The 20304-nt window shown below is 69.8% G+C and carries 16 protein-coding genes; 12 read left to right on the top strand and 4 right to left on the bottom strand.

What is annotated here, in order from left to right; all coding sequences use genetic code 11:
* Window positions 1–10 precede the first annotated feature (10 nt).
* On the bottom strand, window positions 11–979 hold the full coding sequence (locus JYJ93_RS15455; protein ID WP_206791975.1) for a homoserine kinase: 969 nt from the start codon (window positions 977–979) through the stop codon (window positions 11–13).
* 144 nt (window positions 980–1123) lie between these two features.
* Between JYJ93_RS15455 and JYJ93_RS15450 the strand changes: the two genes are divergently transcribed.
* Window positions 1124–2734 (top strand): tetratricopeptide repeat protein, encoded by a 1611-nt coding sequence (locus tag JYJ93_RS15450; RefSeq protein WP_206791973.1) that lies wholly within the window; start codon window positions 1124–1126, stop codon window positions 2732–2734.
* On the opposite strand, the gene JYJ93_RS15445 is transcribed toward JYJ93_RS15450, so the two are convergent.
* The 3 genes from JYJ93_RS15445 to JYJ93_RS15435 all read right to left on the bottom strand — a co-directional run bounded on the left by JYJ93_RS15445 (window position 2731) and on the right by JYJ93_RS15435 (window position 6608).
* A complete protein-coding gene (locus tag JYJ93_RS15445) occupies window positions 2731–3222 on the bottom strand; it encodes a hypothetical protein (RefSeq protein WP_206791971.1) in 492 nt (163 codons plus the stop codon). The two genes, JYJ93_RS15450 and JYJ93_RS15445, sit on opposite strands and share 4 nt — an antisense overlap.
* A gap of 1 nt (window position 3223) precedes the next feature.
* The gene (locus tag JYJ93_RS15440) at window positions 3224–4561 is read right to left on the bottom strand and encodes a cyclic nucleotide-binding domain-containing protein (RefSeq protein ID WP_206791969.1); all 1338 of its coding nucleotides are present in this window, start codon (window positions 4559–4561) and stop codon (window positions 3224–3226) included.
* Window positions 4562–4667: 106 nt separating this feature from the next.
* On the bottom strand, window positions 4668–6608 hold the full coding sequence (locus JYJ93_RS15435; protein WP_269012602.1) for an FHA domain-containing protein: 1941 nt from the start codon (window positions 6606–6608) through the stop codon (window positions 4668–4670).
* Between the two features lie 296 nt (window positions 6609–6904).
* On the opposite strand from JYJ93_RS15435, the gene JYJ93_RS15430 reads away from it, so the two are divergent.
* The 11 genes from JYJ93_RS15430 (at window position 6905) to JYJ93_RS15380 (ending at window position 20296) form a co-directional block, all read left to right on the top strand.
* Complete coding sequence (locus JYJ93_RS15430) at window positions 6905–8386, top strand: metallopeptidase TldD-related protein (RefSeq protein ID WP_206791957.1); 1482 nt, start codon at window positions 6905–6907, stop codon at window positions 8384–8386.
* Window positions 8387–8394: 8 nt separating this feature from the next.
* Window positions 8395–9741 carry a TldD/PmbA family protein gene (locus JYJ93_RS15425; protein WP_206791947.1) on the top strand — a complete coding sequence of 449 codons (1347 nt, stop codon included), beginning with the start codon at window positions 8395–8397 and terminating at the stop codon, window positions 9739–9741.
* Window positions 9742–9804: 63 nt separating this feature from the next.
* Window positions 9805–10815 (top strand): ParB/RepB/Spo0J family partition protein, encoded by a 1011-nt coding sequence (locus tag JYJ93_RS15420; protein ID WP_206791939.1) that lies wholly within the window; start codon window positions 9805–9807, stop codon window positions 10813–10815.
* A 62-nt stretch (window positions 10816–10877) separates the two neighbouring features.
* Window positions 10878–12284, top strand: a complete 1407-nt coding sequence (locus JYJ93_RS15415; protein ID WP_206791934.1) for a sigma-54 dependent transcriptional regulator — start codon at window positions 10878–10880, stop codon at window positions 12282–12284.
* A 200-nt stretch (window positions 12285–12484) separates the two neighbouring features.
* Window positions 12485–13396: a type II secretion system protein GspC gene (gspC, locus tag JYJ93_RS15410; RefSeq protein ID WP_206791932.1), complete on the top strand. Its 912-nt coding sequence runs from the start codon at window positions 12485–12487 to the stop codon at window positions 13394–13396.
* 28 nt (window positions 13397–13424) lie between these two features.
* Entirely contained in the window at window positions 13425–16025 is a 2601-nt protein-coding gene (gene gspD, locus JYJ93_RS15405) for a type II secretion system secretin GspD (RefSeq protein WP_206791931.1), read from the top strand.
* Between the two features lie 5 nt (window positions 16026–16030).
* Window positions 16031–17857: a type II secretion system ATPase GspE gene (gene gspE, locus JYJ93_RS15400; protein ID WP_206791925.1), complete on the top strand. Its 1827-nt coding sequence runs from the start codon at window positions 16031–16033 to the stop codon at window positions 17855–17857.
* A gap of 7 nt (window positions 17858–17864) precedes the next feature.
* A complete protein-coding gene (gene gspF / locus JYJ93_RS15395; protein WP_206791923.1) occupies window positions 17865–19121 on the top strand; it encodes a type II secretion system inner membrane protein GspF in 1257 nt (418 codons plus the stop codon).
* 15 nt (window positions 19122–19136) lie between these two features.
* Window positions 19137–19280, top strand: a complete 144-nt coding sequence (locus JYJ93_RS15390; RefSeq protein WP_206791913.1) for a hypothetical protein — start codon at window positions 19137–19139, stop codon at window positions 19278–19280.
* Between the two features lie 70 nt (window positions 19281–19350).
* Window positions 19351–19770: a type II secretion system major pseudopilin GspG gene (gene gspG / locus JYJ93_RS15385; protein ID WP_206791912.1), complete on the top strand. Its 420-nt coding sequence runs from the start codon at window positions 19351–19353 to the stop codon at window positions 19768–19770.
* 58 nt (window positions 19771–19828) lie between these two features.
* Complete coding sequence (locus JYJ93_RS15380) at window positions 19829–20296, top strand: type II secretion system protein GspG (RefSeq protein ID WP_206791903.1); 468 nt, start codon at window positions 19829–19831, stop codon at window positions 20294–20296.
* Window positions 20297–20304: the final 8 nt, after the last annotated feature.

Here is a 20304-nt window from a genome sequence, read left to right as displayed (position 1 = left end):
GCCTTCCCCGTCACACGCCCACGAGCGCCCGCAGCCCGTCCGGGCCCATGCCGTCCAGGGCCCGCGCGCGGGACAGGTAGGTGCGGAAGTCCTTGGGCGCGAGCTTGTCCGTGCCCAGCGGGGACAGGTGGTAGTCGCGGATGCGGCTGGTGGTGAAGCGCACCGCGCCGTAGAGGGCGTGGCCGTACAGCGCCCGCTTCTCCACGTCCGACAGCGGCCGCGCGTCCTGGTAGCCCCGCAGGAGCGCCTGGCACCGCTCGGGCTGGTAGGCCCCCTCGAAGCACCACGCGTTGAGGGTGATGGCCACGTCCAGCGCGTACGCGTCCACGCAGGCCATCTCGAAGTCGAAGAAGGCGCCCACGCGGTCGCCCAGCCACTTCACGTTGTCCAGGAAGAGGTCCGCGTGGATGACGCCCCGGGGCTCCAGGCCCTGGCGCTCGGCTTCCGCGCGCGCGAGGTAGCGCTCCAGCTCCTCCGCCACCGAGACGAGCTCCGGCTCCGGCCGCTGGGACAGACTGTTGAGCCAGCCCTTCACCAGGCCGGGGCCGTAGGGGTTCGCGCGCGTGCCTCCGAAGGACTGCGTCACGGTGTGCAGCTTGCCCAGCTCGGCCCCCAGGCGCTCCAGCACCTCCGGCGTGAGGCGGTCGCGGGTGTACTCCTCGCCGGCCAGCCACTTGAAGACGCTGATCCGCCCGCCTTGCAGCTCCAGGAAGGGAGAAGGCCCCGGCGGCACCAGCAACACGGGCGCGGGGAAGCGCGCGCGGGAGAGGTGCTCCAGCAGGGACGCCTCGAAGCGCAGATCCTCCGGCGAGCGCACCGTCGTGTGGCGCACGAAGACGCGGCCTGAGTCCGTCTCCAGCCGGTGGTTGGTGTTGATGGAGCCCTGCGGAATCGGCGTGATGGAGCGCACCGCCCCCAGGCCCCAGACCTCCGCCACGTGGGTGAAGGCCTCGGGGGGAAGTGTCGTGTAGACGGCCATGGCGTGCCTCCGGGGCGTGCCGCGCCCACGTGCGTGCTGCCCCCACCCGTTGACACCCCGGGGGGCCGGACCTATCTGTCCATGCCCGTCCTACTTCGCATAACTGTCTGAAAATCTTCAATCTTTGCGCGTGAGGCCACCCCCATGGAAACGTCGGGCCGCGGTGACTGGAAGCGTCGCGAGGGACTGGGCAGCGCCCTGGCCCAGGTGGGTATCGTCGCCGTGCTGCTGGCGGCCGGGGTCGCCTGGTACGTGCACCGGGGACAGGTGCGCCAGGAGGTGGACGCCCACCTGCGCACGGCGCGCTCCGCGGTGCTGAAGGGCAACCCCAGCGACCTGGCCATGGCGCAGCAGAACCTGGAGGCCCTCTTCGCGCTCGCGCCGGATTCGCGCGACGCGCGGGCGCTGGCCGCGGATCTCCAGGCGGAGCTGTGGCTCACCCACCACCAGCCCGGCGCGGAGGCGAAGGCGCGCGAGCAGTTGGAGCGCGCGGAGGCGCTGGGCTCGCGCTCCGGTGAGCGCTACGGCGCCCGGGCCCTGCTGCTCGTGGGCGCGGGACAGACGGCGGAGGCGAACAAGCTGCTGGAAGAACTCAAGGCCCAGGGCGCCAACAGCCCCCGGCTGACGCTGGCCCAGGCGCGGCTGCTGCAGAAGGAGGGGCGCCTCTCCGAGGCCCGTCAGGCCTTCGCGCGCGCGGCGGAGGGGGCCTGGAAGGATCCACGCTTCTCCTCGGCCTATGGAGAAGCGCTGCTCGACGAGGGCATGTTCCCCCAGGCGGTGGAGGCCTTCGGACGCGCCACCACCGCGAACCCGGACCACCTGCTGTCGCGGGTGACGTCCACCCTGGCGCAGCTGTACGCGGGGCGGCCTTCGGACGGGGCGGCGGCGTTGATGGAGGAGGTGCGCTCGCGCGGCAAGGAGCTGACGCCCGCGCTCCAGGCCCGCGTGGCGGTGGTCCAGGCGGAGGTCGCCCTGGCGAAGGGCGCTCCCGACGAAGCGCTCACCCACGTGGACGCGGCGCTGAAGGCCTGGCCGGAGGACCACTACGCCCTCTTCACCCGGGGCCGTGCGCTCGCGGTGAAGCGCGCCCCGGAGGCCCGCCAGGCCTTCGAGGCGGCGGTGGCGAAGCGGCCCACCGCGCCGCTGCTGACGCTGGAGGGCGCGCGGATGCTCCAGGCCCAGGGCGACGGCGAGGGCGCGCTGGCCATGCTGGACGCCTACGAGAAGACCTTCCACGCGGTGAAGACGCGGACGGCGGACGGCAAGGAGCTGCCCGCGCTGGACCGGGACGACCGGTACTGGCTCGCGCGCGGCGGCGTGATGGAGGCGGCCGGCCGTCAGGACGACGCGCTCGCGGCCTACGACAAGGCGCTCTCGGCGCGCGGCGTGGGGCTGGCGCGGGCGCAGTACGCCAAGGGCGCGCTGCTGCTCGCGCGCAAGGACTTCGACGGCGCGAAGTCGCTGCTCACCGCCGTGGCCCCGGAGACGGGCGCGGGCAGCATGCCGGAGGCGTACGCGGCGCTGGGGGAGCTGCTCTTCGCCCAGGGCGAGTTCGCCGCCGGGTGCCAGCAGCACTACTTCTCACTCGTGCGCGCCCGCGCCCAGGGCGCGCCCGTGGAGCAGCTGGCCACGCGCGCCAACGACATCAAGAAGCGCCTGGAAACCAGCGGCCAGCCCGCCATGGCCAAGGCCTGGCTCACGGAGGCAGGGCCGCTCTTCAGCGGCGGCAACGACGCTGGCGCGGTGACGCGCTAGAGCAGCTCCGAGGGGTCCAACTGGCGCTGCGTCGCCTTCACCACGCGCCACTCGCCATCATCCTCCTTCTCGAAGGTGCCCTCGATGGCGTAGGCGTTGAGGACGCTGTCCTTCGCCAGGTCCTCCAGCTTGTCCGCCTCCGAGCGGCCGAAGATGAAGCGCGCCTGGAAGTCGCCCTGCGTGGGTGACACCTCGTGCACGTCGATGTCGGTGGTGAAGATGCGGACCCACTGGCCGCGCAGCACCTGCGCGGTCAGGATGCCGCGCACGTCCTGCTTGCTCCAGCCGTCCTTCGTCTTGAAGCGCTCGGACACGCCCTCCATCACCCCGCCCACGTCCTTCTCCTCCGCCGAGCGCGTCATCGCGATGATGCGCCGGGTGACGGCGTCCTTCACGCCCGGCTCCTCGCGCGGCCAGAAGAACAGCACGAGCGCCGCGGCGGCCACCGCCGCCATGCCGCTCACCACCCGGGTTCGAGTCAGCACCATCTCAGGCGGCCCCGGTCTCCGGCTCCAGCATCATGTCGTCCGCGTCGATGATCTCCAGCGGGCGCAGCGCTTCGCCAATCTGCTTCAGGCGGCGGTCGGACAGCTGCTCCAGGTACGTGCGGATGTTGGGGAAGGTCCTCACCAGCTCCTGGAAGGCCTCGCGCTTGAGCCACCCCGCCGCCGTCTTGCGCGTCACGGACACCGTGGCCGTGGCCCTCAGGCCCGTGAGGAGGGAAATCTCCCCCGCCACGTCGCCCTCGCGCAGCACGCCCAGCGTCACCATGCCGCCCGCCGGGTCCTCCTTCTGCACCGTCAGCTCGCCGGCCAGCACCAGGAAGAGGCCCTGGGAGTACTCGCCCTCCACCAGGACCTTCTCGCCGGGCTGCAGCGCGCGGAAGGTGAAGCGCTGGAAGAACGCGCCCCGCTCCGACTCCGGCAGCTGCTGGAACAGGGGCGAGTTCGCCATCAGGTTGCGCATCATGCGCTGCTGCGCGAAGTCCGCCAGCAGCTGCGGCACCGCCGGGTGGCTCTTGGCCACCGCGTTGAGGTGCTCGCGGCGGATCTCGAAGACCTCCGAGTCCGACACCGCCGTCACCGACGCGGTGGGCGGCGCGCCCGTGAGCAGCGCCAGCTCCCCGAAGATGGAGCCGCCGCCCAGGAAGCCCAGCGTGCGGTCCTCGCCGTCCGTCTTGCGCGTCACCTCCGCCTTGCCGGCGACGATGACGTGCAGGTGGTCGTCCGGCTCGCCCTCGCGGCTGATGACCTCCTCCGGCTTGATGGTGCGCCACACCATGCGCCCCACCAGGTCGAAGAACGCGTCCCGGTCCAGGTCCGCGAACAGCGGCAGGGGCGGACGGCTCTGCGGATCCGCGGTGCCGCCGGTGTCCGGCGCGGCCAGCACTTCGATGGCGCGGTTGGACAGCTCCTCGCCCACCAGGCCCATCAGGTCCGTGTCCACCTTGCCGTCGTACAGGTGCTCCGGCGGCAGGGGCGGCGGCACGGCGGCGCGGCCCGGGGCGCTGCGCGCGGCGCGCGAGTGCACGCGGTAGAGCGTCTCCTTCAGGCGGCGCTCGTTCGGCGACAGCTCCAGGGCCAGCTTGCACGCGGCCATGGCGCTCAGGAGGTAGTCGCGGCGCAAGAGCCCCTCCGCGCACGCGTGGTACGCGGTGACGGCGCGCTCGCGCTCCCCCAGCTCCGCCAGACACCGGGACGCCAGCATGCGCGAGCGGTGGTCGGCGGGCACGCGGCGAACGGCCTCCGCGAAGACGGCGAGGGCGCGCTCGAACTGGCGCTCCTCGAACAGGTCCATGCCCAGCTCACGCAACGACGACTCGTTCATCCAGTGTCTCCAGACCGCTCAACGACGACAGGGGTGACAGGAATCCATGAAAAGAGGCCGCCTACCCCATGGCACGGGCGGCGGCCCCTGACGCAAGAGCTTCGCGCTACGAACCGCCAGCCTTCTGCAGCTCGCTCAGCGCCATCTCCGCCTTGCGCTTCACGTCCGCGCCCTCCGCGGAGGATTCGATGACGATCTTGAACTGCTCCGTCGCCAGGGCGGGGTCGCGGTCGCGCGAGATGTACGCCGACAGGTACAGCTCCTCCACCTTCTTCTGGAGCTCATCCAGGCCGTCGCGGGCGCGCGAGTCGCCCGGGTTGAGGCGCAGCGCCTCGCGGAAGCTGCGGCCCGCCAGCGGGTACTCCTTGCGCTTGAAGGCCGCCTTCCCCGCCGCCACCGACGCGGAGGCCAGCTCGTTGTCCAGCGTGTCGCCCAGCGAGCCCGCGAAGCCGATCTGCCGGTACACCTCCGCCGCGCGGCGCAGCGGCTTCACGGAGGCCTCCAGCGCGTTGTTCTCATACTTCTTCTGGCCCTCCTCGAAGGCGGAGCGGAACTGGGGGATGAGCTTCTTCAGGTTGCGCGCGCGGGCCTGGATGTCCGCCTCGCCGCGGAACTTGTCCATCACCCGGTCCACCTCCAGCGACGCGCGCTGGAAGTCCCCGCCGTTGAAGCGGCGCTCCACGTCCTGGAAGGCCTCCGCCACGAACTCCGCGCGGCGCTGCTTGGCGTTCTCCGCGGCCACCGCCTGACGGATGCCGGCCTGCCGCGCGGCCTGCTGCGCCTCCTTGGCCAGCTGGTTCACCAGGTCCGTGAGCTTCTCCTCGTAGAGCGAGCGCGTGCCCTGCGGCAGCTCCGCGATGAGGGTGCGCGCGTCGTCCGGCCGGCGCTCGTTCAGCGCCGCCTCCACGAGGCTCAGCGTGTACGCCTGCTCCCTGGCGTCCAGCTCCTCCTCCAGCTTCTTGCGCGCCTCGTCCGTGCGCGCCGTACCCTGCGGCGTGCCGGTCAGCTTCTGGCGCGCCTCCGGGTAGCGGTTCTCCGCCATCAGGTCCCGGGTCGCCTGGAAGGCGTCCATGATGTCCTGGAGCTGCTGCGCCGCCTTGGCCACGCCGTCCACGTCGATGCCCACGCGCAGCTTCTCCGCCTCCTGGGCGAAGCGCACCGCGTCCGTGTATTCGCCGTCGCGCACCTTGTCGCGCGCGCGCTGCATCAGCTCCTGGGCGCGCGCCTGGTTGGGGTCCACCACCGGCTTGGGCGGCGGCTTGTTCCCGCCGGACATGGCCAGGCCGGCGATCAGCATCAGGAGCAAAAGGCCGCCCACCGCCGCGCCCACCTTCATCTTGAAGGTGGGCTTGAAGCCCTCGCGCGCCGACGAGCGCACCGGACGCGGCCGGGGCACGCCCGTCTTGCGCGCCTTCTCGTCGCGCATCAGGTCCGCGAGCTTGTAGTTCGCGTTGGTCTTCTCATCCAGGCGCGGGTCCTTCTTCTCCTCCTTCTTTTCCTCCTTCTTCTCCTCCGACTCGCCGGACTCGGCCTTGGCGCGCATCTCCTTGATGAGCTCGCCCTCGTCCACGAAGCGCAGGCGCGTCTTGCCCACGGAGATTTCATCCCCGTGCTTGAGGATGCACTCGTCGACCTTCTGGTCGTTCACCTGGGTGCCGGAGATGCCGCCCAGGTCGCGCATCACCACGCCGCTCTCGCCGTAGACGAGCTCCAGGTGGCGCCGGGACACGGTCTGGTCGCCCAGGGCGAAGTCGCAGTCCTTGCTGCGCCCCACCACCATGCGCACGCCCTTGAAGCGCTTCTTGCGCCCCTTGTCCGGGCCATCCAGCACCAGCATCAGCACCGGGGGGCCGGCGCGCGTCGTCTCGGAGTTGTCCTCCTCCTCGGCGGGCTCCTCCGCCTCCGGCCGCACGTCTTCAATGGAGGCCACCCGCGTCTCGCCCGTGCGCGAACGCACGGGCTCCGCGTCGCCGTACAGCTCCGGGTCCCCGCCCTCCTGGCTGTCGTCCTCGCCGGAGAGCGGCGCGGACCAGTCTTCATCCGGCACGGCGGAGACGCGGCGCGAGCCACCCCCCGCGGGAGCTTTGGGTCGGCGGTCCGCCGTCGCGCCCCCGGCCGAACGGCCGGTGCCCGAACGCGATGACGGTGATGGACGGCGAGGAGGCATGGTGGGTCCAGGTTGAAGCGGCGGACATCTTAGAGCGCCCACCGCACGGTGGGAATGCGCTCCCAGCGTTCCTTTCAGGGAAGACGGGCTCATTCCGGTTCGTTGGCCCGCACGGCGTCCCGTCTCCGATGTAGGTTTCCTCCATTCCCGCTTCCCCAAGAGCCACGAGCCCCTCCATGCCCCGAGCCCTCGCGTCCTCCCGGCGCGCCCGTCCCGCCCAGCTCGCCCCCCCGGCCGCGCGGCGGGCGGCCGCCTCCCCGCTCCTGCCCCCCGGTCTGCTGGAACGTCTGCTGGCGGAAGCCATGGGCAAGGGCGCGGACTTCGCGGAGGTGTACGTGGAGCGCACGTCCACCACCGCCGTGGTGCTGGAGGAGCAGCGCATCCGCAGCGCGCAGGTGGGCCTGGTCCAGGGCGTGGGCGTGCGCGTGATTGCCGGGGCCAAGGTGGGCTACGCCTACTCCGACGACTGGGACGAGGCCGCGCTCGTGCGCGCCGCGCGCACCGCCGCGATGATCGCCCAGGGCGGCGGCTCCGAGCGCGCCTACCCCGTCAAGCGCGTGCCGGTGCCCAGCCATTACCGGATCGGCCAGCCGCTGGAGGACGTGGCGGTGGCGCGCAAGACGGCGCTGCTCACCCGCGCGGACAAGGCGGCCCGCGCCTTCGACTCGCGCATCCAGCAGGTGAACGCGTCCTACGTGGATCAGACGCGCAGGATCGCCGTGGCCAACACCACCGGCCGCTTCAGCGAGGACACGCAGGACCAGTCCCGCATGAGCGTGCACGTGGTGGCGCTGGGGAAGAACGGCGAGCGGCGAACCGGCATGTACGGCAGCGGCGGCCGGGTGTCCTTCAGCTACTGGGACGGCGTGACGCCGGAGTCCGTGGCGGAGGAGGCCGCGCGCCAGGCCATCGCCACGCTGGGCGCCGTGGACTGCGTGGCGGGGCCGCAGACGGTGGTGCTGGCGCCGGGCTGGAGCGGCATCCTGCTGCACGAGGCGGTGGGCCACGGCCTGGAGGCGGACTTCATCCGCAAGGGCACGTCGCTGTTCGCGGGTAAGCTGGGGGAGAAGGTGGCCTCCGACCTGGTGACCGTCATCGACGACGGCACGGTGTCCAGCGCGCGCGGCTCCATCAACATCGACGATGAGGGCGTCCCGGGCGAGCGCAAGGTCCTCATCGAGAACGGCGTCCTCAAGGGCTACCTCTATGATCAGCTCAACGCGAAGCTGATGAACCAGCGCTCCACGGGCTCGGGGAGGCGCGAGTCGTTCAAGAGCCTGCCCCTGCCGCGCATGACGAACACCTTCCTGGCGCCCGGGGACCACGCGCCGGAGGACATCCTCAAGGAGGTGAAGCGCGGGCTGTACTGCGCCACCTTCGGCGGGGGCCAGGTGGACATCAGCAACGGCAACTTCGTCTTCGAGGTCAGCGAGGCCTACCAGATTGAAGACGGCAAGCTGGGGCGCCCGGTGAAGAACGCCATCCTGATTGGCGTGGGGCCGGAGGCGCTGAAGAACATCAGCCGCGTGGGCTGCGACCCGATGCCGGACCCCGGCATGGGCGTCTGCGTGAAGGACGGGCAGATGATGCCCGTGGGGGTGGGCCTGCCCACCGTGCGCATCGACAACGTCACCGTGGGCGGAACGAAGGTCGGCTGAGGACACCCGTGAACTACGAACAGCTCGCGAAGAAAGTGGTCCAGCGCGCCGTGAAGAAGGGCGCGAAGCAGGCGGAGGCGTACCTGGAGGTGGGCCGCCAGAGCAGCGTGCGCGTCCGCGAAGGGCAGATTGAGGACCTCACGGAGGCCACCAGCAAGGGCCTGGGCCTCCGGGTCATCGTGAAGGACCGGCTGGGCTTCGCGTACACGTCCGACTTCACGCCCTCGGGGCTGGAGCGCGTGGCGGACCTGGCCGTGCAATTGGCGGAGGCCGCCGCGCCCAACAAGCTCAACGGCCTGCCCGCCGCGAAGGACCTGGGCAAGCGCGGCGACACCGGCATCCTCTTCGACCCCAAGGTCGCGAACCTGCCCGGGGACTGGAAGATACAAGCGGCCCTGGAGGCGGAGCGCGCGGGCCGGGCGCAGGACACGCGCGTCGTCACCTTCGACTCCGTGTCCGCGGGCGACTTCGTGGCGGAGGTGTACCTCGCGTCCAGCGAGGGCGCGTCCGGCGGCTACTCCGGCACGTACGTGTACCTGGTCGCGGTGCCGGTGGCGTCGCAGGACGGGCAGCTCCAGACGGGCTACTGGCTGGACTACAAGCGCTTCCTGGACGACCTGGAGTCCCCGGAGTCCATCGGCCGCGAGGCCACGAAGCGCGCCGTGCGCATGCTGGGCGCGAAGCCGGTGAAGACGCAGCAGGTGCCGGTGGTGTTCGACCCGCTGGTGGCCGCGAGCTTCGTGAACAACCTGTCCCAGGCCGCCAACGGCAACGCCGTGTACCAGCAGTCCAGCGTGCTCGCGCCCCACCTGGGCAAGCGGCTCGCGGGCAAGCACGTCACGCTGGTGGATGACGGCCTGCTCCCCCGGGGCCTGGCCACCGCGCCCTTCGACGGCGAGGGCGTCCCCACCCGCCGCACGCCCATCCTGGATGAAGGCGTGCTGTCCGGCTTCCTCTACGACGCCTTCACCGCGCGCAAGGCGAAGGCGCGCACCACGGGCAACGCGTCGCGCGGCTACAGCGCGCTGCCGGGCATCGGCACCACCAACCTCTACCTGGAGAAGGGCACGAAGACGCCGGAGGAGCTGATCCGCGAGGTGCCCCAGGGCCTCTACGTCACCGCCCTCCTGGGCCACGGCGCGGATCCGGTGTCCGGGGACATGTCCTGCGGGGCCAACGGCCTTTGGATTGAAAACGGTGAGCTGACCCACCCGGTGCAGGAGGTGACGGTCGCGGGCCACCTGCTCCAGATGTTGAAGGACGTGGACGCGGTGGGCAGCGACCTCCAGTTCCGGGGCGGCAGCGTGGGCGCGCCCACTGTCCGCTTCCGACAGCTCACCGTGTCCGGCGCGTAGCCAGCGCCACGCGGTCGCCTACGCTCGCGGACCTCATTTCCACCGGCACGAGGTGAAGTCCGCATGGCCGCGAAGTCCGCCCGCAAGTCCGCCCCCGCTAAGTCGAAGTCGGCCACGCCGCGCAAGCCGCGGCGCAAGAAGGCCGAACCGAAGTCGCGGGGCCTGAGCGCGGCCGAAGTCGCGAGCGAAGCCGTGGCCTTCCCCGACGCCCTCCTCCAGGCCGTGCGCGAGGACGGCGGCGAGGTGCTGTCCGTCTACCGCGATCCGCTGGGCGGACACCCCGTCGTCTTCGCCGTGCTGCCCATCGACAAGGTGGAGCCCACGCCCTACCAGCGCGACCTGTCCGAGCCCCACGTCAAGCGGCTCGCCACCGCCATGGAGCGCCTGGACCGCTTCCTCGACCCCGTCATCGCGGTGCGCGTGGAGGGCCGCTACTGGACGCCCAACGGCAACCACCGCCTCAACGCCAGCAAGCTGCTGGGCGCGAAGTCCATCGTCGCGCTGCTCTTGCCGGACGAGGACGTGGCCTATCAAATCCTCGCCCTCAACACGGAGAAGGCCCACAACCTGAAGGAGCGCTCGCTGGAGGTCATCCGCATGGCGCGGGGCCTCGTTGGAGCGAACCGCCCGGGCAAGGAGTCCGCCTTCGCGCACCTCTTCGAGGAGCCCTCCTTCCTCACGATGGGCGCCGCCTACGAGAAGCGCCCCCGCTTCTCCGCGGGCGCCTACCACCCCTTCGTCAAGGTGGTGGACGGCTTCCAGGACGTGCCGCTGGAGAAGGCCCTGGCCATTCGCGACGCCCAGGCGGACCAGCTGCTGGAGCTGGACGACGCGGTGGTCGCCATCGTCAGCGCCCTCAAGGAGCGCGGCCTCCAGAGCCCCTACCTCAAGAACTTCGTCGTCGCCCGGCTCAACTTCCTGCGCTTCCGCAAGGACGGCCCGCCTCCCACCTTCGACTCCACCGTCAGCCGCATGCTGGCCAGCGCCCGGCGCTTCAACGTGGACAAGGTGAAGCGCGAGGACATTGGCCGCATGGGCGGCGGCCCCATGGAGCCGGACGAGGAGCAGGCCTGAGAAGTCCAGGCCTGACGGGAATGGGGATTGCAGGGCTGTGTTGAGAGAGGCCCCGTACCCCCATGACATCTCCCACGGTCCTGGTCGTCGACGACGACCGCGCCAACCTCGAATCGGTCGCCCGCATCTTCCAGCGGGAAGGCTTCGCCACGTTGTCCGCCGCACAGGGCACGGAGGCGCTGGAGCTGCTCCGGCGCCCGGAAGTCAGCGTCATGGTCACCGACCTGATGATGCCCGGCATGGACGGCCAGGAGCTGCTCAAGGCCAGCCGCGCCATCCGCCCGGACGTGGAGGTGGTGCTGATGACCGCCTACGGCACGGTGGAGACGGCCGTGGCCGCCATGAAGGATGGCGCCTACGACTTCATCACCAAGCCCCTCAAGCGCCACGCCCTGGTGAAGGCCGTGCAGAAGGCGCTGGAGAAGCAGGCGCTCGTCCAGGAGAACACCTCCCTCAAGGCGAAGCTCGCGGAGATCAACCCCGCGGGCGGGCGCGCCATGGTGGGCCAGTCCCCCGCCTTCCGCGCCATGCTGGACACCATCCGCCAGGCGGCGCCCTCCACCGCGACGGTGCTCCTCCTGGGCGAGTCCGGCACCGGCAAGGAGCTGGCCGCCAGGGCGCTGCATGAGCACTCCGCCCGGGCGAAGCAGCCCTTCATCGCCGTGAACTGCGGCGCCATCCCGGAGAGCATCCTGGAGGCGGAGCTCTTCGGCGTGGAGCGCGGCGCGTACACCGGCGCCGTCACCCGCCGCGAGGGCCGCTTCGAGCGCGCCAACGGCGGCACCCTCTTCCTGGACGAGGTGGGCGAGATGCCCCTCTCCGCGCAGGTGAAGCTGTTGCGCGTGCTCCAGGAGGGAGAGCTGGAGCGGCTGGGCGGCACGCAGACGGTGAAGGTGGACGTGCGGCTGGTCGCCGCCACCAACAAGGACCTGCAGAAGGAGGTCGCGGAAGGGCGCTTCCGCGAGGACCTCTACTACCGCCTGCACGTGGTGGAGATCCGCGTGCCCGCGCTCGCGTCGCGCCGCGAGGACATCCCGCTGCTGGCGGAGGCGTTCCTGCGCCGCTTCTCCGCGAAGAACGGCAAGGTGCTGCGCGGCTTCTCCCCGGACGCCCTGGGCGTGCTGGAGAACTACGCGTGGCCGGGCAACGTGCGCGAACTGGAGCACGCCGTGGAGCGCGCCGTGGTGCTGGCCCGCACGGACGTGCTGGAGGCGAGCGACCTGCCGGAGTCCGTGCGCAAGGGGCCCCTGGGCTCCGCTGGACAGCTGGTCATCCCCATCGGGACGCCCATGGAGGAGATTGAAAGGCGCGTCATCCACGAGACCCTGCGCCACACCCGCGGGGACAAGACGCTCGCCGCCCGCTTGCTGGGCATCGCCGCGCGCACCATCTACCGCAAGCTCGAGCGCGAGCAGGGCGGCCCGGACGCCCCCGCGGCCCCCCCCTCCCCCCCCACCAGCGCGGACTGACAGGCCGTCACACCGGCCCCCGCCTGCTTTTGACAATTTGTCCCGACGACATGTCCCGGCCGCCTCCCTGGCCGGGGCCCCGTCCTATTCCGAAATAATTTCAAGGACTTGGCCGTAAGTCGTGGGTTTGACGCCCGCCCAACGATGGCACCTGCCTTGCTCAAGGTCCCAGCTGGGGCTGGCTTTCTCCCGGAAGCGTGATGGAACTCTTCTTTCGCAAGTACTTCTGGAGCGTGAACCTGTTGTTCATCCTGCTCGTCGCCCTTCTGGCGGCGCGCACGGTGAACCTGTTCATCGAATCCTCCATCTCCCCCGCGCCCGCGTCCGAGGCGCCCGCCCGCGTCGCGCAGCGCACTCACGCCGCGGACAGCGGCCTGGCCACCATCGACGCGGAGCGCCTGTCGCGCCTCACCGGCGTGAAGCTGCCGGAGCCGGAGGTCGCGGTGAAGGAGCCCACGGCGCCGGAGTTCGACGCCAACGCCCCGCCGGCCAAGAGCGGCCTGCGCGTGAAGCTCCTGGGCACGCTCGTCGCGGCCAACCCGGACTGGTCCTTCGCGTCCATCCAGGACATGAACACGCAGCGTTCGCAGACCTACATGATCGGCAACAACCTGATGGGCGCCACCGTCATGGAGATCGAACGCGAGCGCGTGATCATCAACAACAACGGCCGCCGCGAGTTCATCGACGGGCAGCCCGGTGACGGCGCCGTCGCCGCCTACACCCCGCCCCCCGCCACGCCCGCCGCCACGCCGACGAACAGCCTGGGCAACGGCATCAAGTCCACGGGTGAGAACGAGTACGAAGTCCCCAAGGCCGAGATCGACAAGACGTTGAGCAACCTCAACGACGTGGCGATGCAGGCGCGCATCGTGCCGGCCTTCAAGGACGGCCAGGCGGTGGGCTTCAAGCTGTTCTCCATCCGCCCGGACAGCATCTATTCGAAGATCGGCGTCCAGAACGGTGACGTCATCCGCCGCATCAACGGCTTCGACATGAACAGCCCCGAGAAGGCGCTGGAGATCTACTCGAAGCTGAAGGACTCCTCCCGCATCGAGATCGAGATCGAGCGCAACGGCGCGCCGATCCGCAAATCCTACAACGTCCGTTAAACACCCCCGTCAAAGCGCCCGCTCCTCCATGAAGACGACGCTCCCGTCCTGGATGCTCTGCCTGTGCCTCGCGCTCTCCGTTCCCGCGTGGGCCCAGCGCCGTCCTACACAGCCCGCCAACCCGGCCCCTGCTCGCGAGGCTCCGGGTGACCGTGACCGGACCATCACCCCGCAGAACGGCAGCGCCGCGCCCGCCGAGAACCAGGGGCCCCGCCAGACGCCCACGTGCGAGCAGGCCCGTCGCAACGCGCGCTACGGCATCTACTTCGACAAGGTGGACATCGAGAAGCTCGTCCAGACCGTGTCGGACGCCACCTGCCGCACCTTCATCCTCCCGGAGAACGTGCGCGGGAAGATCTCCATCATCGGTCCGGAGAACGGCCGCGTGGAGGTGGACGCGGACTCGTTCTACTCCGCGTTCCTCGCCGCGCTCGACGCGAACGGCCTGGCCGTCTACCCGTACGGCCGCTTCCTGAAGATCGTCGACAAGCGCTCGGCGAAGCAGAACCCCATCCCGACCATCGTGGACGAGGACACCCCGTACACGACGAACGAGCAGATGGTCACCAAGCTGTTCAAGATCAAGTACGTGGAGGTGGAGCCGCTGCGCGGCGTCCTCCAGCAGCTCGTGTCCAAGGACGGCGACACCATCCCGTACCCGCCGGACACCATCATCGTCAACGACGTGGGCTCCAACATCCACCGCCTGGAGCGCCTCATCAAGCAGTTGGACAGCCGCTCCTCCAGCGACGAGATGCGCATCATCCAGGTGCAGTACGCCACCGCGCAGGACGTGGCCAGCACCATCCAGAAGCTCTTTGAAGCCAAGGCCGGCGCGGGCGGCCGCACGGGCCAGCGCCCCGGCAACTTCACGCAGGGCCAGCCCGGCCAGCCCCCTCCGGGCTCGGAGGGCGTCTCCGGCACGGAGTCCGGCGGCGCCGTGACGCTGTCGCAGATCATCCCGGACGAGCGCACCAACAAGCTCATCGTCGTGGCCAGCCCCGCCGCCTTCGGCCGCATCGAGGACCTGGTGCGGGAGATCGACATCCCGTCCGGCAGCGGCAACAAGATCAACGTCTACCCGCTGGAGAACGCCAACTCCGAGGAGCTGGCCAGCACGCTCCAGTCGCTCGCGCAGGGCACCGCCAACCGCCCCCAGCGCGGCCCCATCCCCGCCCAGCCGCAGGGCCTGCCGCGCGCGCCCGCCCAGGCCGCGGAGCTGTTCAGCGGCGAGGTGAAGATTTCGGCGGACAAGGGCACCAACTCGCTGGTCATCGTCGCCAGCCAGGCGGACTACAAGAACATCGTCCAGATCATCCAGCAGCTGGATCAGCCGCGCCGCCAGGTGTTCGTGGAGGCGGTGATCATGGAAGTGAACCTGGACCGCAACAGCGAGTTCGGCATCAACTTCCACCAGGGCTTCAGCCTCAAGACGGATGACGGCGCCATCCCCGGCATCCTCGGCACCAACTACTCCGGCGGCTCCATCCCGCCGTCCTTCTCGCTGGCGAACCTGGCCAGCATGGGCGGCTTCCTCGCCGGCATCCAGGGCCCCGTCCTGCCGGAGCTCAAGAACCTGGGCATCGACATCCCGGCCTTCGGCGTGGTGCTCAACGCCATGCAGCAGTCGTCCGACGTGAACGTGCTCTCCACGCCGCACCTGCTCACCAGCGACAACGAGGAGGCCGAGATCACGGTGGGCCAGAACGTGCCCTTCCAGTCTGGCTTCACCCCGTCCGCGCTGGGCGCGTCGCTCGGCGGCACCGGCACCAACGGCGGCGTCAACCCGTCGCTGCTGGGCTCGCTGGGCGGCCTGGGTTCGCTGTACGCGCCCATCACCCGCCAGAACGTGGAGCTCAAGCTCACCGTCAAGCCGCAGATCAACGAGAGCGACTACATCCGCCTGGTCATCACCGAGCAGACGGAGGAGATCGCCTCCACGGATCCCGTCCTGGGCCCCACCACGTCGAAGCGCAGCGCGAAGACGACGGTCATCGCCAAGGACATGGAGACCGTGGTGATTGGCGGCATCATGCAGGACCGCACGCTGGAGTCCGTCTCCAAGGTGCCGGTGCTGGGTGACATCCCCCTCCTGGGCCACCTGTTCCGCGACACCACGCGCCGCAAGACGAAGACGAACCTGCTGCTCTTCCTGACGCCCTACATCATCCGCGGCCAGGAGGACTTCCGCCGCATCTTCGAGCGCAAGATGAAGGAGCGGCAGCAGTTCGTGGAGCAGTTCTACGGCCAGGTCCCCGGCTACGACGTCGCGGTGGACTTCAGCCGCAAGCCCGGCCCCCTGTCGCGCATGAACCAGTCCGTCATCAAGGAAGAGCAGCGGGTGGAGAACGGCGGCAGCGGCACGCCCAACGAGCGGGTCATCCGCCCGAACGGCGCCCAGGCCCCCGCCAGCGCCCCCTCCCCGTCCCCCGCGCGGCCGGGCGGGGAAGCGCCTGCCGGGCAGGAAGGTGCCGCGCCCTCCCCCGAGGGCGACCAGGCGCCGCGAAATTTCGAGGCGCCTCCGGAGGGTTCGGAGAGATCAGTCCCCGCGCCACAGCCCGAGGTGATCGCGCCCAGCCCGGACGCGGACGCCGAGCGGCTGCGCATCCAGCCGGGAGACGGGGAGTAACGACCATGGACCTGACCGCCGACACCACCACCTCTCAAGGCTCCACCGCGACGCCCGACGTGTCCGGCGGCCGCAACGACGCCACCCAGGTCGTGGGCCACGGGCTGGCGTACCTCTGTGGCCGGCCGCTCGGGGAGATCCTCCGCGCGCTCGTGCCCGGCCTCACCCCGGAGAAGATTCAGGAGGCGCTCGCCGCCCAGCAGGAGAAGGGCGGGCGCCTGGGTGAAATCCTGGTGGGCATGAAGGCGGTCAGCGAGGAGGACGTCGCTCGCGCCCTGGGCCACCAGCTGGACCTGCCCTACCTCCAGCGCATCTTCGTGGAGGAGGTGGACGCGGAGCTGGTCAAGCGCATCCCCATCAACTTCGCCCGCCAGACGCAGCTGCTCCCCATCTCCCAGGAGGGCGACGAGGTGGTGCTCGCGGTGGCGGATCCGCTGGACACGACCGCATTGGATCACGCGCGCCTGCTCCTGGGTCAGGGCATCCAGCCGCGCATCGCGCTCGCCTCCACCATCGTGGACGCCATCAACAGCGTGTACGACCGCTCCGTCAACGAGGCCGAGGCGCTCGTGGACGAGATGGAGACCACGGAGGACCTGGACTCGCTGGCCCATGAGCTGGAGGAGCCGAAGGACCTCCTGGACGCGGACGACGAAGCGCCCGTCATCCGGCTGGTGAACTCCGTGCTCTTCCGCGCCGCCAAGGAGCGCGCGAGCGATATCCACATCGAGCCCATGGAGCGCGAGCTCCTGGTGCGCTTCCGCATCGACGGTGTGCTCCAGGAGGTCATCAAGCCTCCCAAGCGCTACCAGAACTCCATCATCGCGCGCGTGAAGGTGATGGGGCAGCTCAACATCGCGGAGAAGCGCCTGCCGCAGGACGGCCGCATCCGCATCAAGCTCGCGGGCCGCGACATCGACATCCGTCTGTCCACCACGCCCACGTCCTTCGGCGAGCGCATCGTCATGCGTCTGTTGGACAAGACGGCGACGCTCCTGGACCTGGCGGAGATCGGCATGAGCCCGCAGGTGCTGGGCAACATGGAGTCCGTCATCAAGCGCTCGCACGGCATCGTCCTGGTGACGGGCCCCACGGGCTCCGGCAAGACGACCACGCTCTACGGCGCGCTCTCCAAGATCAACACGCCCGACCTCAACATCCTCACCGTCGAGGACCCGGTCGAGTACCAGCTCAAGGGCATTGGCCAGATGGCCATCGCCCCGAAGATCGGCCTCACGTTCGCGCAGGGCCTGCGCTCCTTCCTCCGCCAGGACCCCGACGTCATCATGGTCGGTGAGATCCGCGACAAGGAGACGGCGGAGATCGCCATCCAGGCGTCCCTCACGGGCCACCTGGTGCTCTCCACGGTGCACACCAACGACGCGGCCGGCGCCGTGACGCGACTCGTGGACATGGGCGTGCAGCCCTTCCTCGTGGCGTCGTCGCTGACGGGCATCCTCGCCCAGCGCCTCGTGCGCCGGGTGTGCCCGGACTGCCGGCAGCAGTACACGCCCACGGACGCGGAGCTGAAGGAGCTGGGCTTCACGCTCGCCAGCTTCAAGGCGAAGTACAACACCGACCGCATCTACCGCGCGGTGGGCTGCCCGTCCTGCAACCGCAACGGCTACCGCGGCCGCTCCGGCATCTACGAGTTCCTCTTCGTGGACGACGACGTGCGCCAGCTGGTGCTCAAGAACGTGGACGCGTCCACCATCAAGAAGTCCGCCCTGGCCAAGGGCATGACGACGCTCCTGGACGACGGCGTGCGGAAGATCGCCCTGGGTGAGACGACCATCGCCGAAGTGCTGAGCATCACGCAGGAGGACATCTAGGTCCGCCATGCCCGTCTTCGAATACAGAGGCCTTGATTCCCAGGGCAGGCAGAAGAAGGGCCTGCTGGAGGCGGACTCGCCCAAGACGCTGCGCTCCAAGCTGCGCGCGGACGGCATCTTCCTCACGGACGTGCTGGGCCAGGCGGAGGGCAGCCGCGCGGGCGTCTCCAAGGGCGCCAACGCGAACCTGCTCGCGCGCGACGTGGACCTGCGCAAGCTGGGCCGCGGCCGCGTGTCCACGGAGGACGTCGCCATCCTCACCCGGCAGCTGGCCACGCTCCTGGGCGCGGGCGTCACCATCGTGGATTCGCTCAACGCACTGGTGGACCAGGCGGAGAAGGAGCGCCTCAAGCGCGCCCTGTCCGACATCAAGCAGCGCGTGAACGAGGGCTCGTCCCTGGCGGACGCGTTCAGCCAGCACCCGAAGATCTTCCCCAGCATCTACATCAACATGGTGCGCGCGGGTGAGGCCTCCGGCGCGCTGGATCAGGTGCTCCTGCGGCTGGCGGACTTCACGGAGAACCAGGCCAAGCTGCAGCAGAAGATCATCGGCACGATGATCTACCCCATCATCATGCTGGCGGTGGGCGGCGGCATCCTGGTGCTGCTGATGGTGTTCGTCGTCCCGAAGGTCACGAAGATCTTCGAGACGATGAAGGCCACCCTGCCGCTCAACACGCGCATCCTCATCGCCGCGTCCAACCTGATGCAGGGGTGGTGGTTCATCATCATCCCGGCCTTCATCGCCGGCGTGGTGCTCTTCATGCGCTGGACCAAGAGCCCCAAGGGCAAGCCCAAGTGGGACCGCTTCACGCTGAAGGCCCCCATCTTCGGCAGCCTCGTGCGCCTGCTGGCCATCTCGCGCTTCGCGCGCACGCTGGCCACGCTGCTCAAGAGCGGCGTGCCCATGCTGGCCGCGCTGGACATCGTCAAGGCGGTGATGACGAACTCGGTGCTCGCGGACGCGGTGGAGAACGCCCGCGAATCCATCCGCGAGGGCGAAAGCATCGCCAACCCGCTCAAGCGCTCCGGCCAGTTCCCGCCGCTCGTGTACCACATGGTCGCCATCGGTGAGAAATCAGGGCAGCTGGAGGACATGCTCCTGTCGGTGGCGGACTCCTATGAGACGCAGGTGAACGTGCGCATCGGCGCGCTCACCAGCCTCCTGGAGCCCATGCTCATCGTGGTGATGGGCGTGATGATTGCATTCGTCGCCCTCAGCATCCTGATGCCGATTCTGCAGGTGAACACGGCCATCCATTAGGAGCAGGGGCGCACGATGAACGACACGCTCGACCGGTGGATCCAGCGCGCCACGCTGATGGGCCTGTTGGCCCTGGCCGCCACGTTGGCGACGGTGGGGGCCTCCCTCTACGCCCACCGGGACCCGCCCGCGGCCTCCAGCCCGGGCACGAAGCCCTGACCCTTCTGACATCCCGACACACCCATGGCGCGGTGGCTTGCCAGAAAGTCACCCGAAGGTGAGTGAAGACATGCACACGACGAACGCGAAGAAGCAGCAGCGCCGCAAGAACCGCGGCATGACCCTCATCGAGATCATGGTGGTCATCACCATCCTCGGGCTCATCGCGGCGGCGGTGGGCGTGGCCGTCATTCCCAAGCTGGAAGAGGCCAAGCAGGACACGGCGCGCCTGGACATCCGCAACATCCAGAGCGCCATGAAGCTCTACTACACGAAGAAGGGCTCCTACCCGGACACCGCCACGGGCCTCAAGGCGCTGGTGGACACCAACAACCTGGAGCGCATGCCCATGGACCCCTGGGGCCGTGAGTACGTGTACATGAACGAGGGCGGCAAGCCGGTCATCACCAGCTACGGCGCCGACGGCAACCCGGGCGGCGAGGGCTCCGACGCCGACATCTCCTCCAAGGACCAGAACGCCAAGCCGTAACGGGCGTTTTCCTGAAGCAAAGCCGCGCCTCCCGCGTGTTGTCGTAGGAATGCCCGTGATGACTCCCGAGCACACTTCCTCACCGACGTCCGCGCGCGAGGCGCGCGCCGTTCCCAGCGGGCAGGCCCGCGCCCGTTCCCCGCGCACGGGCCGCCTGCTGCTGCTGGGCGTCTTCGTGGTCGCCACCCTGCTTGCGTTCACGCTGGTGTGGGTGACCGAGGACAACACCCTCACCCCGACACAGCGCCAGGCGCGCGAGCAGATCCGCCGGCTGGAGGGCTTCTTCAAGGCCTACCACCGGCTGATGGGCTCCTTCCCCACGCAGGCGGAGGGCTTCGCGCCGCTCATCGCCTCCAAGGTGCTGGACAGCACGCCTATCGACCCGTGGGGCCACCCGTACATCTACCGCATGGAGGGCAAGACGGGCGCCGTGCTGTCGCTGGGCTCCGACGGCAAGCCCGGCGGCACCGGCGACGCCGCGGACATCTTCTCAGGCGGCATCGTGGCACAGGAGGTGCAGCCTTGAAGCCGGCC

This window comes from Corallococcus sp. NCSPR001, assembly GCF_017309135.1.
In the GTDB taxonomy this organism is placed as follows: Bacteria; Myxococcota; Myxococcia; order Myxococcales; family Myxococcaceae; genus Corallococcus.
Note: the sequence above shows the minus strand (reverse complement) of the source record. Positions and strands in the feature narration are given on the sequence as shown.

Bases quoted from the DNA above. Each gene is read 5' to 3' on its own strand.
- JYJ93_RS15455 (WP_206791975.1), bottom strand. From the start codon at position 979: ATGGCCGTCTACACGACACTTCCCCCCGAGGCCTTCACCCACGTGGCG.
- JYJ93_RS15450 (WP_206791973.1), top strand. From the start codon at position 1,124: ATGGAAACGTCGGGCCGCGGTGACTGGAAGCGTCGCGAGGGACTGGGC.
- JYJ93_RS15445 (WP_206791971.1), bottom strand. From the start codon at position 3,222: ATGGTGCTGACTCGAACCCGGGTGGTGAGCGGCATGGCGGCGGTGGCC.
- JYJ93_RS15440 (WP_206791969.1), bottom strand. From the start codon at position 4,561: ATGAACGAGTCGTCGTTGCGTGAGCTGGGCATGGACCTGTTCGAGGAG.
- JYJ93_RS15430 (WP_206791957.1), top strand. From the start codon at position 6,905: ATGCCCCGAGCCCTCGCGTCCTCCCGGCGCGCCCGTCCCGCCCAGCTC.
- JYJ93_RS15420 (WP_206791939.1), top strand. From the start codon at position 9,805: ATGGCCGCGAAGTCCGCCCGCAAGTCCGCCCCCGCTAAGTCGAAGTCG.
- JYJ93_RS15415 (WP_206791934.1), top strand. From the start codon at position 10,878: ATGACATCTCCCACGGTCCTGGTCGTCGACGACGACCGCGCCAACCTC.
- gspC (WP_206791932.1), top strand. From the start codon at position 12,485: ATGGAACTCTTCTTTCGCAAGTACTTCTGGAGCGTGAACCTGTTGTTC.
- gspD (WP_206791931.1), top strand. From the start codon at position 13,425: ATGAAGACGACGCTCCCGTCCTGGATGCTCTGCCTGTGCCTCGCGCTC.
- gspE (WP_206791925.1), top strand. From the start codon at position 16,031: ATGGACCTGACCGCCGACACCACCACCTCTCAAGGCTCCACCGCGACG.
- gspF (WP_206791923.1), top strand. From the start codon at position 17,865: ATGCCCGTCTTCGAATACAGAGGCCTTGATTCCCAGGGCAGGCAGAAG.
- JYJ93_RS15390 (WP_206791913.1), top strand. From the start codon at position 19,137: ATGAACGACACGCTCGACCGGTGGATCCAGCGCGCCACGCTGATGGGC.
- gspG (WP_206791912.1), top strand. From the start codon at position 19,351: ATGCACACGACGAACGCGAAGAAGCAGCAGCGCCGCAAGAACCGCGGC.
- JYJ93_RS15380 (WP_206791903.1), top strand. From the start codon at position 19,829: ATGACTCCCGAGCACACTTCCTCACCGACGTCCGCGCGCGAGGCGCGC.